This is a genomic window from Celeribacter persicus (assembly GCF_003050785.1).
Taxonomy (GTDB): Bacteria; Pseudomonadota; Alphaproteobacteria; order Rhodobacterales; family Rhodobacteraceae; genus Celeribacter; species Celeribacter persicus.
In genome coordinates this window covers 140,903-156,556 of record NZ_QAOH01000007.1, presented here as the reverse complement: position 1 = coordinate 156,556, position 15,654 = coordinate 140,903, and the positions used below count along the sequence as shown (strand labels likewise).

The window sequence follows — 15,654 nt, the reverse complement described above, 5'->3', positions numbered from 1 at the left end:
GAAACCTCTTAACCAGCCACCATTTGCAGGGCTTTGACGAGTTTGGCGGGGTCGAAGGGTTTGACGATCCAGCCGGTGGCACCGGCGGCGCGGGCCTTGGCCTTAAGCTCATCGGCGCTCTCAGTCGTGAGCACGAGGATCGGGATGCGGCTCCACTTGTCGTTGGAGCGCACGGCGTCGATGAAGCGGAATCCGTCCATGCGCGGCATGTTGATGTCGGTGATGATCACGTCGGGTTCGGTGACTTCAAGCATTTCGAGGGCGTGAACACCGTCTTCGGCGAGATGAGCGGTAAAGCCCGCGGACGAAAGGGCGAGATTGAGCATATCGCGCATGGTGCGGCTGTCGTCGACAGCGAGAACTTGCAGACTCATGTCCAGGCCTCCGGTTGGGTCAGTGTTTCGGGGGTGAAGCCAAAGAGGCCCAGCATGTCGACGCAGTTGTCGGAGGCATTGGCCAGACGCGTGCTCTTGCCTTGGGCCGCGCGCGTTTTGACTGCGGAAAGGATCACCTGAAGCGGCAGGGTGCCAAGATGACGGATATTTCCGGCATCAATGACCAGTGTGTCGTCGCTGATGGCCGCAAGTTCCGCCATCAGAGGCATCACGGATTGATAATCGAGCCGGTCGTGGAGTTGCACATGTGTGGTCATGTGCGCACGCTTTCATTATGTCCGGGGTGAGACATCTCCAAATTCCCTTACAACTGCGGTCACGGGACCTTGTGTAAGGGCAAGGGAGTTAAAACGAGGTTACGTTTCCCGATTTAATGAATCACGGAAATATCCGCGCCTCGTTTTGAAGCGTCTTTGAAAAACTTTTTTAATATAATTGGTTATGGATAGATGTTGTGCATATGCGAGGCGCATCCCGTGAGGGCCGCATAGTCGTCTTCGATCACGGAGACGGAAAAATTCTTCATGAACCCGGCGAAACGCCCCTTGTCGCGGAACGCCTCGTCAAAACCGAAACGGTCTAGGTAAGGTGCGATGTGACGCGCCACGCCGCCGACCAGATAGATACCGCCGAAGGGCAGTTGAATGAGCGCGAGATTTCCCACCACCGTGCCGAGCATGCGCACGAAGAGTCGGGCGGCCTCGGTGGCAACGGTATCCTCGCCAGTCTCAACCGCTGTCATGATCTCTGCCGCCGATTTTTCCCGCGGGGCATCGGCTTCGGTGCCGAGAAACAGATAGACGCGTTCAAGCCCGCGACCGGAGAGTACGTCCTCGATTGCCGGGAAGCCATGCGCGGTTTCGACGAATGCGCAGAGTTTGAGTTCGTGCGCGGTGCGGATCGGCAGGTTGGCGTGACCGCTCTCAGAAGGGGCCACAAAACGCCCCGTGGCGGTCTCGAACACCGGCGCGGCGTTGAAGCCTGTGCCGATGCCGACGACCAGACGCACCGCCTGCGGCGAGGCGGCGGGGGCGTCGATGACGGGGCGGATATTCGGGGCGGCGACAAGTCCGAGGGCATGACCCTGGGCCTGCAAGTCGTTGAGAATGGAGACATGTTCGGCCTGTGTGGCCCGATGTAACGTGTCGCGGTCGATGGTCCAGTCGAGATTGGTCATCGTGCCGACGCCATCGCGCACCGGCCCGGCCAGCGCGACACAGGCACCCTTGCAATCCACACCACCCTCGTCTTCGACATATTGCCGCAGGACGCTTTCCAGCCCCGGAAACTTGCGGTTGGAATAGCGCCGGATCGTCTCCGGCAGAAGTTTGACCCCATCCGCCAGCGCCACACGAGTGTTGGTGCCGCCGATATCGGCCACGAGGGTGAGGGTGTCGGCGGGGTGCTGCGGCATGGGGTCAGGTCCGTTTTAAGAGCTCTTTCAACATGTGATACGAGGCTTTGGGGGTGCGTTTCAATGTCTCAAAATCCACATGCACCATGCCGAAGCGCCGTTCATAGCCGAAGGCCCATTCGTAATTGTCCAGAAGCGACCAGTAAAAGAAGCCCTTGAGATTGACACCCTGTTGGATCGCCCGGTGCATCGCCGCCATGTGATCGCGGATAAAGGCGCAGCGCTCCGGATCGTCCACCACGCCGTTTCTCACATGATCGTCCCAGGCCATGCCATTTTCCGTCACCATCAGCGGCAGATCGCCGACATAGTTCTCCTTGAGCCGAAGAAGCAGCGCCTCAAGCCCCTCGGGGCAAATCTCCCAGCCCATCTGGGTGGTGGCGAGATGGCCTTGTGCCGGGGCGGTCGAAGGCCAGGGGCTCTCAGTGTCATGGGCGACGAGATTGCGTGTGTAATAGTTGACGCCGAGCCAGTCGATCGGACGCGAGATTGCCTTGAGATCCTCCTGCCAGTCATGCGGCAGATGCGGCTCAAGGCCCTCAAGCGCCTCTTTCGGATAGCGCCCCTTGGCGATGGCTTCGATGAACCAGCGGTTGTGGGTTGCGTCCTGACGGGCGGCGGCGGCGACATCCGCCGGGCTGTCGCTGGCGGGCTGGGTGTGTTCGAAATTGAGCACGATGCCGAGGTTCTCGCGACCGTGTGCGCGCAGCCGGGCGATGGCTTCGGCGTGGGCCTTAAGCACGTAATGCATTGAACGCGCGGCGGCGCGGATGTTGCGCAGCCCCGGCGCGTGATGGCCCAGCATGTGCGAAAGGTAGGAAACGCACCACGGCTCGTTGATCGTGGCATAGGTCGCGACCCGGTCGCCGATCCGGTCGTCGATCACCTCGACGAAATCGCCGAACCATCGGGCGATCGACGGGTTGGTCCAGCCGCCCAGATCGGAGAGCGCCGAGGGCAGTTCCCAGTGATAGAGCGTGACATGCGGTTCCAGCCCGCGCTCAAGGATCGCATCGACAAGGCGGTCGTAATAATCGAGCCCTGCGCGGTTCACCGCTCCGCGGCCTTCGGGGATCACCCGTGCCCAGCTTGTCGAGAACCGGTAGGCATCGAAATTGCCCGCGCGCAGAAGGTCCATGTCCTCGCCGTAGCGGTGGTACTGATCGCAGGCCACGGCACCGTCTTCGGCTCGAAGCACATTGCCGGGTGTGGCGGCGAAGCTGTCCCAGTGGCAAGGCCCGGCACCGCCGAATTTATGACCTTCGACCTGATAGGCAGCGGTGGCGGCCCCGAACAGGAAGCCGTCCGGGAAATCCTTGCGGGCGAGGGTGGGGAGTGTGGCTTGGGTCATGTGGCGCTCCATATCTGAAGGGGCTGGCTGCGCTTATAGCGGGAAATATCGGTCGCGGGCAAGTTCAAAGCGCTTTGATTTTAGCGCAAACAAACAGGGCTGCCGCTGGCTCCGGTCACGGGGTTATTTCGGTGCCGGGCCGGTGGTGTGGCCGATGATCAGATCGGCATCGAGCAGTTCATGGCGAGGGGGGCGTTCGGGGTGGGCGATCTGGTCGAGAAGTATCTCCGCGCAGATCCGACCGGCAAGCCGGACCGAGGAGCGGGTCGCGGTATAGATCGGTTCGGAACTGCCGTTGCGCATATAGGACAACTCGTCGTCATGCACGATCAGCGAGACATCCTTGCCGATCCTCAGACCCAGCGTATCCAGCGCCCGGCGCACGCCGTAACCGACGATGATCGAAGAGGTCAGAAGCGCGGTCGGAGGGTCGGGCAGGGTAAGCACTTTCATCGCCGCGACATAGCCGAATTCCTCGGTCATCTCGGCGCTGTGGCACAAGTCCGGGTCCTCTGTGATCCCGGCGGACTCAAGCGCGGTGCGATAGCCGGCACGACGCTTGGCGGCGAAGTCCATGCTCTCCAGCCCGTTCAGCAGGCCAATCCTCCGGTGCCCGAGGTCGATCAGGAATTTTGTCGCCCGCTCAAAGGCGCGGGCGTTGTTCATGTCGACCCAGGAATACTCATTCTCGTCGGCGCTTCCAGATCGACCATGCACGACGAAGGGCATGCCGATGTCGCGTAATAACTTGATTCTCGGATCATCGGCCTTAGGGCCGTGCACGATCACCCCGTCGACCGAGCCTTTTGCGGCGATCTTTCGATAGGCGTCCGCCTCATCGCTGTCGGGCACCACGGTCAGCAGCATGTCGATGTTTTCGCGTGAATAGATTTCGGAGGCGCCCGCAATGAAATCGGCAAAGACCGGGTTGACCATCTCGTGCCCCTTGGACAGCGGGATGATATGGCCCACGGCATGGTTGCGCCCAGTGGCAAGTCCGCGGGCGCGCGGATTCGGGGCGTAATTGTACTTGCGGGCGGCTTTCAACACCTTTTGACGCGTCACCTCCGAGACCTCCGGGTATCCGTTGAGGGCGCGGGAGACGGTCGTCTGGGACAGGCCGAGCAGGGTGGAAAGCTCTTTGAGGTTCATGTGATCCCCGTGGTTCCGTGGTGTTCCGAGATATGATCTGCGGTGTGATCTGCGATATCCTGCCACGCTAGACCGAGGTCGGGGCAGAGGTAAAGATGGGAGTTTGCACCTCCGCCGGGTTGGTGGTGCAGGGTTGCGGCCTGTGTCGAAATGACGTTACGGAAGTGTTACAAGTTATGTCTGACGTCGTGAAGTCCTTTTGATCCGTGTCATTGACACCGGAGCGGGCTTCCGACAGGGTGCGGGTATCAAAGCGCTTTGACGGTTTGGGAAGTGATTGATTTTCGGGCCGATAGCGCTAAGATTTCCTCGCCCGTGTCCGGGTATGAAACTGGGAGGTTTACATGAAAAAGACACTTATGACCGGTGCCGCGACGCTCGCCCTCATGGCGGCAGGCGCGCAGGCGCAGGATTTGACCATCGCTGGTCCCTGGATCGGCGCCGACCAGGAAATGGTCGAGAAGGTCCTTGAACTCTTTGAAGAACAGAGCGGCCTCGATGTCGCCTATGTCGGGTCCGACAGTTTCGAACAGCAGATCGTGATCGACGCGGAAGCGGGTTCTGCTCCGAACGTTGCGGTGTTTCCGCAGCCGGGGCTGGCCGCCGATATGGCGAAGCGCGGCTTCCTGACGCCGCTGGGGGACGATGTCGAAAACTGGGTGCGTGACAATTACGCCGCCGGTCAGTCCTGGGTGGATCTCGGCACCTCTGCCGGTCCCGATGGCGAAGAGGCGCTTTATGGCTTTTTCTACAAGGTCGATTTGAAATCTCTCGTGTGGTACGTGCCGGAAAACTTCGAGGATGCGGGCTACGAAGTTCCCGAAACCATGGAGGATCTGAAGGCGCTCACCGAACAGATCGCTGCCGACGGCGAAGTGCCGTGGTGCATCGGGCTGGGGTCCGGGGCCGCGACCGGCTGGCCGGCGACCGATTGGGTCGAGGACATGATGCTGCGCACGCAGCCGCCCGAGGTTTATGACGGCTGGGTCTCCAACGAGGTGAAATTCGACGATCCGCGCGTGGTCGCCGCGATTGAGGAGTTCGGCTGGTTCGCCCGCAACGACGCTTTCGTCTCCGGCGGGGCGGGGGCCGTGGCCTCCACCGATTTCCGCGACAGTCCGAAAGGTCTCTTTACCTCGCCGCCGCAGTGCTACATGCACCGCATGGCCTCCTTCATTCCGGCCTACTTCCCCGAAGGCACGGTTGAGGGCGAGGATGTCGATTTCTTCTACTTCCCGGCCTACGCCGAAAAAGAGCTCGGCAACCCGGTGCTCGGTGCCGGCACGCTCTGGGCAATCACCAACGACAGCCCGGCGGCGCATCAGTTCATCGAGTTCCTCGAAACGCCTGAGGCGCATGAGGTCTGGATGTCGCAAAAGGGCTTCCTGACCCCGCATAAAGGTGTCGATACGTCGAAATTCGGCGATCCGGCGACCAAGGCGATGAACGAGATCCTGCTCGGTGCGACCACCTTCCGCTTCGACGGGTCCGACCTGATGCCGGGCGGCGTGGGAGCTGGCTCCTTCTGGACCGGCATGGTGGATTACGCCGGTGGTGAACCCGCCGAGGATGTTGCCAAGTCGATCCAGGCCTCCTGGGATGCGCTGAAGTAATCAGTTCAGACACAACGAGCTTCTCCGGCCCTTCGGGGCCGGGGGCTTTCGCGTCCGTATCAAGGGCCGACAGATCGAAGGGGAGAGACAATGCATCCGGCACTTCAGGGTCTTCTGACCATCGCCATCGGCGTCGGCGCCTGTATCGGGTATTTCTATTTTTCCAACATCATCCTCGACAAGGTGATCTTCCCGGCGCGAAATCTGAGTGCGCCGACATCCAAGCGGTATCGTTTGTACGGTTACGTCGCCGTGGGCCTCGTGATATTGGCTATAGTTCTCATTGGGGTGAAACCTTTTCCTCTTTGGAAGTTGCAATCGTGGGGCGGCTATTATTCGATTATTTCGGTTTCTGTTTTAACTTTTGCTCTCGTTGTATTGGTAAAGTATCTTTTTCCCATCTCAGGCAGGTCGGCTGGGGAAAACATCAACCGCGCGAACCTTGTCCGGCCCTGGCTGTTCCTTTTGCCGGGTCTTGCGGCTCTTGGGCTTTATCTGGCCTATCCGGTGTTCGAGACACTGCGGCTCTCGCTCACGGATCGCGATCTCGGCGGGGCCTATGTGGGGCTCGAAAACTATCGCAAGATGTCGGCTGACCCGAAATTCTGGGAGGCGATGCGCAACAACGCCTTCTGGCTTCTGGTCGTGCCCGCTGCCTCCACTGCCTTCGGTCTTCTGGTGGCGCAGCTTACCGACCGCATCCGCTGGGGCTCCATCGCCAAGTCGCTGATCTTCATGCCCATGGCGATCTCTTTCGTCGGTGCCGCCGTGATCTGGAAACTGGTCTATGACGCCCGGCCTCTGGGCACGGAGCAGATCGGTATCCTCAATGCAATCTACATGGCGCTGGGGGGCGATACCCCGCAGCAGTGGCTGACCATTCCGTTCTGGAACAATTTCTTCCTGATGGTGGTGCTGATCTGGATTCAGACCGGTTTCGCCATGGTGATCCTCTCGGCAGCACTGCGGGGCGTGCCGGAGGAAACCATCGAGGCGGCCATCGTCGACGGGGCCAATCCGTTCCAGATATTCTTCCGCATCAAGGTGCCGCAGATCATGGGGACCATCGTCGTCGTCTGGACCACGATCACCATCGTGGTGTTGAAAATCTTCGACATCGTGTTCGCCATGACCAACGGCCAGTGGGAGACACAGGTGCTTGCCAATTACATGTATGACCAATTGTTCCGTGCCCGCGACTGGGGTGTCGGCTCGGCATCGGCCATGGTGATCATGCTCCTGGTGACGCCGATCCTCGTGTGGAACGTCTACAACGCACGCAAAGAGATGAAGTGAGGGCTGGATCATGGACAATATTGCCGGCAAGAAACCCGCGCTGATCTGGGCCACGCATCTTTCGGTGCTCTTTCTGGTCTTGCTCTGGCTCTTCCCGACAGTTGGGCTGTTCGTCTCGTCGTTTCGTACCGCCGACCAGATTTCCAGCTCCGGCTGGTGGAAGGCACTGTTCCCGCAGGAACAGAACACGATGATCCGCACGGCGTCGCCCGAAACCCAGCAACAGATTGACGGCAAATACGTGATCGAGGGCAATCTTTTCGAAGAAGAGGGTGCCAAGGCGGGGACGATTTCCGTCTGGGGCACGTCTTCGCGGGACATTGCCGCTTACGTGCCCGGCGAGACCGCCGATCTGGGTGAAGATGGCCAGTTGACCGTTGAAGAAAACGGCGATTATCGCTTGGTCAACGACACGGAATATAGTGGCTCGCGCGGCGAGCGGGTGTTCATCACCGCCAAGACGCCGCCGTCCTTCACGCTTGAGAACTACCGCACGGTGCTGTTTTCCGGCAAGGCCACCGATAAGATGGGCAAGGCCTTCATCAACACCTTCACCGTGACGATTCCTGCCACCGTGATCCCGATCCTGATCGCAGCCTTTGCGGCCTATGCGCTGGCGTGGATGGATTTTCGCGGGCGGGCGTTTCTGATCGCGGTGATCGTCGGGCTTCTCGTCGTGCCGCTGCAACTGGCTCTGATCCCGCTCCTGAGCTTCCACGGGGCGGTGGTCGAGTGGTTCGTCGATCTGATGGGCACGCCAGCTCCGGGGAATGCACGGCGGTTTGCCGAGGTCGGAAGCATCGGGCGGATGCTCGGTTTCGAGCCTGGCGATACGATCAATTCGAAAGGCTACCTGGGGGTCTGGGCGGCGCATACCGGTTTTGGCCTGCCGCTCGCGATCTACTTGCTCCGCAACTACATGGTCGGTCTTCCGAAGGACATCATCGAGAATGCCCGCGTCGACGGGGCGACGGAGTTCCAGATTTTCACGAAAATCATCCTGCCGCTCTCGTTTCCGGCGCTTGCCTCCTTCGCGATCTTCCAGTTCCTCTGGACCTGGAATGACCTGCTTGTGGCGCTCGTGTTCCTGATCGACAGTTCCGGCGAGACCACCGTGATGACGCGCCAGATCGTCGAGCTTCTGGGCACGCGTGGCGGCAACTGGGAAATCCTTGCGACCGCAGCCTTCGTGTCGATCGCCGTGCCGCTGACCGTCTTCTTCTTCATGCAGAAATATCTCGTGCGTGGCCTGTTGGCCGGGTCCGTGAAGTAACATCAAGAGCATAACCATGAACGCAGCTTCCTCCTCTCCCGCAGGATTCACCCGTGAAAAAGACTGGTGGCGCGGGGCCGTCATCTACCAAATCTACCCGCGCTCGTTTCAGGACAGCAACGGCGACGGGGTGGGCGACCTTCTGGGCATCGTGAACCGTCTGCCCTACATCGCCTCGCTCGGGGTGGATGCGATCTGGATTTCGCCCTTCTTCACCTCGCCGATGAAGGATTTCGGCTATGACGTCTCGGATTACTGCGATGTCGATCCGATGTTCGGCACTTTGGCCGATTTTGACGCGGTGATCGACACGGCGCACAGCCTCGGCGTCAAGGTGATGATTGACCTCGTGCTGTCGCATACCTCGGACCAGCACCCGTGGTTCACGGAGAGCCGGTCCTCCAAGGACAATCCGAAATCCAACTGGTATGTCTGGGCCGATGCGAAGCCCGACGGGACGCCGCCGAACAACTGGCTGTCGATCTTCGGCGGCTCCGGCTGGCAATGGGACGCGGGGCGTTTGCAATATTACCTGCACAACTTCCTCGTCGAACAACCCGACCTGAATTTCCACGAACCCGAGGTTCAGGAGGCGCTTCTGGATGTCGCGCGCTTCTGGTTGCAACGGGGTGTGGACGGGTTCCGGCTCGATACGATCAACTTCTACACCCATGACGCGGAGCTGCGCGACAACCCGCCGCTCGCGCCTGAGCTGCGCACCTCGAAAACCGCGCCCTCGGTAAACCCCTATACTTGGCAGAACCACATTTACGATAAATCCCGTCCTGAGAATCTGAATTTTCTGCGCAAGCTGCGGACGGTGATGGAGCCCTACAACGCGGCTGCCGTGGGTGAAGTCGGGGATGACCAGCGCGATCTTGAGATTGTTGGCGAATACACTTCCGGCGATGATCTCATGCATATGTGCTACGCTTTCGACCTTCTGTCCGGCGACACGCCGAAACCGGCCTATATCAAGTCGGTCATGGACAAGGTGGACGAGGTGGCTTCCGATGGCTGGGTTTGCTGGGCCTATTCCAACCACGACGTGGTGCGGCACATGTCGCGCTGGCATCTCGACCCGATGGGCGCGCGCGCCTTCACCACGCTGATGATGTGCCTGCGCGGCTCGGCCTGTATCTACGAGGGCGAGGAATTGGGTCTGACGGAGGCGGATGTCGCCTTCGAGGATCTGCAAGACCCCTATGGCATCCGTTTCTGGCCGGAGTTCAAGGGCCGCGACGGCTGCCGCACGCCGATGGTTTGGGATCAGACCCAGCATCACGGCGGCTTCTCCGAGGCCCCGCGCACTTGGTTGCCGGTCAGCCCGGACCACCTGTCGCTTTCGGTGGCGCAGTCGGAATACGATCCCGGTTCGATCCTGCATCACTACCGCCGTGCGATCGCCTTCCGTCATGCCCATCCGGCGCTGAGGAGCGGCGAGATGACGGATATGACGGTCGAGGGCGCTTGCCTCACCTTCACCCGCAAGACCGGGGACGAAGAGCTTTATTGTGTCTTCAACCTGTCCGATCAGCCCGCAACGCTCGACGCGCCGGAGGGGAACTGGCATCATGTCGGCAGCGAGCTGAATTCCGCCTCTCCGATGGAGGACGGCAAGCTGCATCTCGGGCCGTGGCAACCGGCGCTCATGCTGCGTGAGAAACCCGAAGACCACTAAAAGCGCGAGGGGAGAGCGTTATGGCGGAACTGAAACTGGAAAACGTCTCGAAGGTCTACGGCGGCAAGGTCGAAGTCCTCAAGGACATCAATCTCGACATCGCGACCGGCGAGTTGATCGTGTTCGTCGGGCCCTCGGGCTGTGGCAAGTCCACGCTTCTCAGGATGATTGCGGGGCTGGAGAGAATCTCCGGCGGGACGCTTGAGATCGACGGGGTTCGCGTCAACGATGTGCCGCCCGCGCAGCGCGGCATCGCCATGGTGTTCCAGAGCTACGCGCTCTACCCGCATATGACCGTGTACGACAACATGGCCTTCTCGTTGAAACTCGCCAAAAGGTCGAAGGACGAGATCAAAGAGGCAGTGATGAAGGCGGCGCATATCCTCCAGCTCGAAGATTACCTCGACCGCCTGCCCAAGGCGCTCTCCGGCGGTCAGCGTCAGCGCGTCGCCATCGGCCGCGCCATCGTGCGCGACCCGAAGGTCTATCTGTTCGACGAGCCGCTTTCCAACCTCGACGCTGCCCTGCGCGTTGCCACCCGGCTTGAGATTGCGCAGCTCAAGGAAAGTATGCCCGAGAGCACGATGATCTATGTGACCCACGATCAGGTGGAGGCCATGACATTGGCCGACCGCATCGTGGTTCTGGCCAACAAAGGCATCGCTCAGGTCGGTTCGCCTCTCGATCTCTATGAACGCCCGGACAATGAGTTCGTCGCGCAATTCATCGGCTCGCCTGCGATGAACCTGCTTGCGGGGGAGATCATCGAGACCGGCGCTCAGACCCGTGTCAAACTCGACGGCGAAGGCATCGCCACCTCCGCGATCCCGACGCGTGCTGAGGACATGGGCCGCCGTGTCAATATTGGCGTACGCCCGGAAGATATGCATTTTGCGGAAGGTGAGGCGATCCTCGACGGTGTGGTCGATGTGGTGGAGGCTCTGGGCGAGGTGACGCTTTTGTATTTCGTCGCCGAGCGCGGCAACGATCCGATCATTGCCAAATTGCCGGGTATTCACGCGGGTCTCAAAGGCCAGACCGTAAAACTCTCCGCCCCGCCGGAAAAGGTGCACCTCTTCGCCGACGGGCTGTCGATGCGTCCGAAAGATTGACGGAAAGAGGCGACCTCACGTCGCCCTTTTTCCATCTGCCCGCGACATTGCGCCCTCACGAGAGGCTTTCGCGGGGCAGGGCAGGGTGATATTCAGCCTTTGAAATATATGTTTGAAGGCCAGATCACATGTCCACTCCGCCCCGCATCATGCCGAAACCGTTCAATGCCGCGCCGCAGGGCTTCTGGCGCGCCACGCCGCCCGCGATCTTTCCGCCGATCATGGGGCTGATGGGTCTCGGGCTCGCCTGGCGCAATGCGGCCAGGGTGATCCCCGGCGCGCCGGTGTGGATCGGGGAAATGCTCTTGGGCGCATTCTCGCTGCTCTATCTCTTTGCGCTCCTGACCTATTTCGCCAAGATGGCACGCCGCCCCTCGGTGATCGCCGAAGATCTGCGCATTTTGCCGGGGCGTGCCGGATTGGCTGCGGGTGCGGATACCGGCTTTCTATTCGCCGCCGCCCTCGTGCCCTACTCGGCGGGCGCTGCGAAAACCGTTCTGGTGCTCTCGCTTATCGCGCTGACCGTTGTCGCACTCCTTATCATCCGGTCTTTCACGCTTGGCCCCGCCGAGCAACGCCGTGTGACGCCTGCCTGGCATCTGTCTTTTGTCGGTTATATCCTTGCGCCGCTCTCCGCCGTGCCTCTGGGTTGGGTCGGCCTGTCGCAATTCCTCTTCGCCACGACCCTGCCGATTGCCGCTGCGATCTGGATTATCTCCGCGATGCAATTCGCCAAAGCCGATGTGCCGCCACCGCTGCGCCCGCTTCTGGCGATCCATATCGCACCCTTGTCGCTTTTCGGCATCGTTGCGACGCTTGTGGGCTATACCACGCTGGCGCTGGCTTTTGCATGGATCGGGGTGACCGCTCTGATCGTTTACCTTGTTGGCGTGCGCTACCTGACCAAGGGAGATTTCTCCGCGCTCTGGGGCGCCTTCACCTTTCCGCTCGCGGCCTTCGCCAACATGATGTTCGCCGCCGCCACGCTAACGCCTGTGCCTTTCCGGATCGTCGGCGGGCTGGAGCTGGTCGCCGCCACGCTTGTGATCGTCTATATCGCTTCGAAAATCATGCAAATCTGGATGCGCGGCAAGCTTTCCAAGGCCACCAACGCCGCGACGGTCTGACGTTTCCTTTACTGGAAAATACTCGAAGAAGGGCTGCGTCTCTCCGGAGTGCGGCCCTAAATCTTGGGTGACATCTTGGTAAAAGACACAAAACGCCCTTTCCATTGTGGGGTATCCATGCAATAGGGACGTGCCAAACCGTATCCCCCATGGAGAGACCCGATGGAGATTCGCGAGGCGCTTACCTTCGATGACGTATTACTTGTTCCGGCCGCATCCTCTGTGCTGCCGTCCACAGCCGATACCAAGACCTATGTCACCAAATCCATTCAGTTGAACATTCCGCTGCTGTCGTCGGCGATGGATACCGTGACCGAAGCCCGCATGGCGATCGCCATGGCGCAGGCCGGCGGCATCGGGGTAATCCACAAGAACCTCGACCTCGAAGCACAGGCCATGGAGGTGCGTCGGGTCAAACGGTTTGAATCCGGCATCGTCTACAACCCGGTGACGCTGACCGCGAACCAAACCATCGCCGATGCGAAAGCTCTCTGCGCACAGTACAATTTCACCGGCTTCCCGGTGATCGACGCGGATCGCCGCATCGTCGGTATCGTCACCAACCGCGACATGCGCTTTGCCACCTCCGACGACACGCCGGTGTCTCAGGTGATGACCTCCGACAACCTCGCGGTGCTCACCGAACCCGCCGACCGTGACGAGGCAATCTCCCTGATGAAGGCGCGCCGGATCGAGAAACTTCTGGTCACCGACAAGGACGGGCGTCTCACCGGCCTTCTGACCTTGAAGGACACCGAACAGAGCGTGTTGAACCCTTCGGCCTGCAAGGACGCGCTTGGGCGTCTGCGCGTGGCCGCCGCCACCTCCGTGGGGGATGCGGGGTTCGCGCGATCCGAGGCACTGGTGGATGCGGGTGTCGACATCATCGTGATCGACACGGCGCATGGTCATTCCCAGGGCGTGATCGACGCCGTGGCGCGAGCCAAGAAGATTTTCGGTGACAAGGTTCAGATCATCGCGGGCAACGTCGCCACTGGGGCGGCCACCAAGGCACTGATCGACTCGGGTGCGGATGCGGTCAAGGTCGGCATCGGGCCCGGCTCGATCTGCACCACGCGCATGGTCGCAGGTGTCGGTGTGCCGCAGCTCACCGCCATCATGGATTGCGCCAAGGCGGCGGGGGATGTGCCGATCATCGCCGACGGCGGCATCAAATTCTCCGGCGATTTCTCCAAAGCCATCGCGGCGGGGGCTTCGGTCGCGATGGTCGGCTCGATGATTGCCGGCACGGATGAGTCCCCGGGTGAGGTCATTCTCTATCAGGGCCGGTCGTTCAAATCCTATCGCGGCATGGGCTCATTGGGCGCCATGGCGCGCGGTTCGGCGGATCGCTATTTCCAGAAGGACGCCGCCTCTGACAAGCTCGTGCCTGAAGGCATCGAGGGTCAGGTGCCGTACAAAGGCCCGGTTGCGACTGTGCTGCATCAGATGGTCGGTGGCCTGCGCGCCTCCATGGGGTACACCGGCTGCGCCAGCGTCGCGGAGATGCGCAGGAACTGCGAATTCGTGAAGATTACGGGTTCGGGTCTCAAGGAAAGCCACGTCCACGACGTGCAGATCACCCGCGAAAGCCCGAACTATCGGATCGGCTGAGCCGGGGACAAGGCAAGAAAGCCAGGGGACAAGAATGAGACAGGACGCTGCGGGATAAACCGTGGCGTCTTTTCATTTTTGCCGAACAGAGTTTGTGACGCTATGGCAAATTGATATTTTCCCGATTTTGTGCTTTAATAATCGAACGGCCATGGGGCCGGACCTATACGCAAGACAGGTGGAGGATTTGCCTGTCAGCCCTGTGACGGGCGGAATGCGATCTTCTCCGAGCCATGACCGACGTTGGGAAGAGGAGGGGAATATGCTGCAATCGGGACTTCGGAAAATCGCACTTTGGGGTACGGTGAGTTGTGCCGTGATCTGTCTTGTCCTGCCCTTGGCAGGTACGGCAGAGGATTTGGACGCCTCGGCGCTGAAAGCCGCTGCGGAGGCGGGGGATATGGCGGCGGCCAATCAACTGGGCAGCGCACTGTTGTGGGGCTATGGCGGTGTCGATCAGGATGCCGAAGCCGCCACGCTCCTGTTGTCGAAAGCCGCCGAGGCCGGGGATGCACAGGCGCAGTCGACATTGGGGCAGGCCTATCTCTGGGGAACACCGCTGGCGAAAAATCTGGCCGAGGCCGACCGGCTTCTGAGTGCTGCGGTCGCTCAGGGCAACAGTGAGGCGATGCGGGTGCTCGGCCAGCAATTGATTGGCGGCTGGGTCATGCCCCAGGACATTGACCGTGGCCTGCTGCTTCTCGAAGAGGCCGCCGGGCAGGGCGATGTGCGGGCCAAGATCGCGCTCGGGGAATTCTATCTCTATGGCAAGCCGTTGGCGAAAGACTGGGAGCGGGCCGAGGCCCTGTTCGAGGAGGCCGCCGCTGCGGGCGATGGGGCCGGGCTTGCGGCTTATGGTGCCATGATGATGTGGAGTGAAAAAGACTGGAAAGCGGCCGAGTCCGACCTGATCCGGGCGGGTGAAATGGGCGAAAGCTCGGCTTGGGTCACGCTGGCCGAGGGCGCGATGTACGGCTATCTCGGACCGGAATCGCGCGGCAAATTCGACGGGTTCGCGGACAAGGCGCGCATGGCGGGTGAGGAACGCATCGCCGTTCTGGAATCGCAACGCGCGACTTGGGGGATTTCGATGAAGGCCAGCGGCCCGCAAGCGCTGTCCGAGTTGGAAACCGCGGCTCAGGACGGCAATGTCACGGCGCTTTTGAACCTGATCTCGCTGCAACGCGACGGCAACCGTTATAACATCCGCAAGGACCCGGGGGGCGCTCTGGCCTCGCTTGAGGCGCATGGCGATCTTTTGAGTGCGGAACAACGGGCGCAATACGGCCTGACGATCGAAGCCGCGACCCGCCGCAGGGCCCAGGACCTGCCGAAGATGGCCGCGCAGATCGAAGACGAGGTCGCCGCCAACCCGGCTCTGATGACCGCATGGTTCGGTAAGGAATTGTACAAGGCCAATCCGAACCTCGCGATCTACATGCTTCAGGGGGATCTCAAGGCCGAGGGTCTCTACAGTGGCGCGCTTGATGGCTATGCCGGGCCGCGTACCCTCAAAGGGCTCTACGAGCTCTGCAAAACCCTGCCGGAGGAAGAGAATTGCGCTGAACGGGTGCTTGAGCCTGAGCTGATCGGCAAACTTCTGGCGCGGTGATGGCCCAAGTTGAT

The 15,654-nt window shown here is 60.8% G+C and carries 13 protein-coding genes; 8 read left to right on the top strand and 5 right to left on the bottom strand.

What is annotated here, in order from left to right:
* Positions 1-8: 8 nt before the first annotated feature.
* The 5 genes from C8N42_RS11215 to C8N42_RS11195 form a co-directional block, all read right to left on the bottom strand.
* On the bottom strand, positions 9-374 hold the full coding sequence (locus tag C8N42_RS11215) for a response regulator (RefSeq protein WP_107816658.1): 366 nt from the start codon (positions 372-374) through the stop codon (positions 9-11).
* Positions 371-652 (bottom strand): STAS domain-containing protein, encoded by a 282-nt coding sequence (locus C8N42_RS11210; protein ID WP_107816657.1) that lies wholly within the window; start codon positions 650-652, stop codon positions 371-373. Before C8N42_RS11210 ends, C8N42_RS11215 begins: the two co-directional genes overlap by 4 nt.
* A gap of 182 nt (positions 653-834) precedes the next feature.
* On the bottom strand, positions 835-1,809 hold the full coding sequence (locus C8N42_RS11205) for a glucokinase (RefSeq protein ID WP_107816656.1): 975 nt from the start codon (positions 1,807-1,809) through the stop codon (positions 835-837).
* Positions 1,810-1,813: 4 nt separating this feature from the next.
* Positions 1,814-3,160, bottom strand: coding sequence for a GH1 family beta-glucosidase (locus tag C8N42_RS11200; RefSeq protein WP_107816655.1), 1,347 nt, complete (start codon positions 3,158-3,160; stop codon positions 1,814-1,816).
* 123 nt (positions 3,161-3,283) lie between these two features.
* Entirely contained in the window at positions 3,284-4,312 is a 1,029-nt protein-coding gene (locus C8N42_RS11195) for a substrate-binding domain-containing protein (RefSeq protein WP_107816654.1), read from the bottom strand.
* A 344-nt stretch (positions 4,313-4,656) separates the two neighbouring features.
* Between C8N42_RS11195 and C8N42_RS11190 the strand changes: the two genes are divergently transcribed.
* The 8 genes from C8N42_RS11190 to C8N42_RS11150 all read left to right on the top strand — a co-directional run bounded on the left by C8N42_RS11190 (position 4,657) and on the right by C8N42_RS11150 (position 15,640).
* Positions 4,657-5,925, top strand: coding sequence for an ABC transporter substrate-binding protein (locus C8N42_RS11190; protein ID WP_107816653.1), 1,269 nt, complete (start codon positions 4,657-4,659; stop codon positions 5,923-5,925).
* Between the two features lie 90 nt (positions 5,926-6,015).
* Entirely contained in the window at positions 6,016-7,221 is a 1,206-nt protein-coding gene (locus tag C8N42_RS11180) for a carbohydrate ABC transporter permease (RefSeq protein ID WP_170109275.1), read from the top strand.
* 10 nt (positions 7,222-7,231) lie between these two features.
* A complete protein-coding gene (locus tag C8N42_RS11175; RefSeq protein ID WP_107816652.1) occupies positions 7,232-8,494 on the top strand; it encodes a carbohydrate ABC transporter permease in 1,263 nt (420 codons plus the stop codon).
* 16 nt (positions 8,495-8,510) lie between these two features.
* Positions 8,511-10,175: an alpha-glucosidase gene (locus C8N42_RS11170; RefSeq protein ID WP_107816651.1), complete on the top strand. Its 1,665-nt coding sequence runs from the start codon at positions 8,511-8,513 to the stop codon at positions 10,173-10,175.
* Between the two features lie 20 nt (positions 10,176-10,195).
* Entirely contained in the window at positions 10,196-11,287 is a 1,092-nt protein-coding gene (locus C8N42_RS11165) for an ABC transporter ATP-binding protein (protein ID WP_107816650.1), read from the top strand.
* Between the two features lie 128 nt (positions 11,288-11,415).
* On the top strand, positions 11,416-12,414 hold the full coding sequence (locus tag C8N42_RS11160; protein ID WP_107816649.1) for a TDT family transporter: 999 nt from the start codon (positions 11,416-11,418) through the stop codon (positions 12,412-12,414).
* 162 nt (positions 12,415-12,576) lie between these two features.
* The gene (guaB, locus tag C8N42_RS11155) at positions 12,577-14,028 is read left to right on the top strand and encodes an IMP dehydrogenase (RefSeq protein WP_107816648.1); all 1,452 of its coding nucleotides are present in this window, start codon (positions 12,577-12,579) and stop codon (positions 14,026-14,028) included.
* A gap of 262 nt (positions 14,029-14,290) precedes the next feature.
* A complete protein-coding gene (locus tag C8N42_RS11150) occupies positions 14,291-15,640 on the top strand; it encodes a tetratricopeptide repeat protein (RefSeq protein WP_170109274.1) in 1,350 nt (449 codons plus the stop codon).
* Positions 15,641-15,654: the final 14 nt, after the last annotated feature.

Excerpts from the sequence above, each read along its gene's own strand:
- C8N42_RS11215 (WP_107816658.1), bottom strand. The coding sequence starts at position 374 with ATGAGTCTGCAAGTTCTCGCTGTCGACGACAGCCGCACCATGCGCGAT.
- C8N42_RS11210 (WP_107816657.1), bottom strand. The coding sequence starts at position 652 with ATGACCACACATGTGCAACTCCACGACCGGCTCGATTATCAATCCGTG.
- C8N42_RS11205 (WP_107816656.1), bottom strand. The coding sequence starts at position 1,809 with ATGCCGCAGCACCCCGCCGACACCCTCACCCTCGTGGCCGATATCGGC.
- C8N42_RS11200 (WP_107816655.1), bottom strand. The coding sequence starts at position 3,160 with ATGACCCAAGCCACACTCCCCACCCTCGCCCGCAAGGATTTCCCGGAC.
- C8N42_RS11195 (WP_107816654.1), bottom strand. The coding sequence starts at position 4,312 with ATGAACCTCAAAGAGCTTTCCACCCTGCTCGGCCTGTCCCAGACGACC.
- C8N42_RS11190 (WP_107816653.1), top strand. The coding sequence starts at position 4,657 with ATGAAAAAGACACTTATGACCGGTGCCGCGACGCTCGCCCTCATGGCG.
- C8N42_RS11180 (WP_170109275.1), top strand. The coding sequence starts at position 6,016 with ATGCATCCGGCACTTCAGGGTCTTCTGACCATCGCCATCGGCGTCGGC.
- C8N42_RS11175 (WP_107816652.1), top strand. The coding sequence starts at position 7,232 with ATGGACAATATTGCCGGCAAGAAACCCGCGCTGATCTGGGCCACGCAT.
- C8N42_RS11170 (WP_107816651.1), top strand. The coding sequence starts at position 8,511 with ATGAACGCAGCTTCCTCCTCTCCCGCAGGATTCACCCGTGAAAAAGAC.
- C8N42_RS11165 (WP_107816650.1), top strand. The coding sequence starts at position 10,196 with ATGGCGGAACTGAAACTGGAAAACGTCTCGAAGGTCTACGGCGGCAAG.
- C8N42_RS11160 (WP_107816649.1), top strand. The coding sequence starts at position 11,416 with ATGTCCACTCCGCCCCGCATCATGCCGAAACCGTTCAATGCCGCGCCG.
- guaB (WP_107816648.1), top strand. The coding sequence starts at position 12,577 with ATGGAGATTCGCGAGGCGCTTACCTTCGATGACGTATTACTTGTTCCG.
- C8N42_RS11150 (WP_170109274.1), top strand. The coding sequence starts at position 14,291 with ATGCTGCAATCGGGACTTCGGAAAATCGCACTTTGGGGTACGGTGAGT.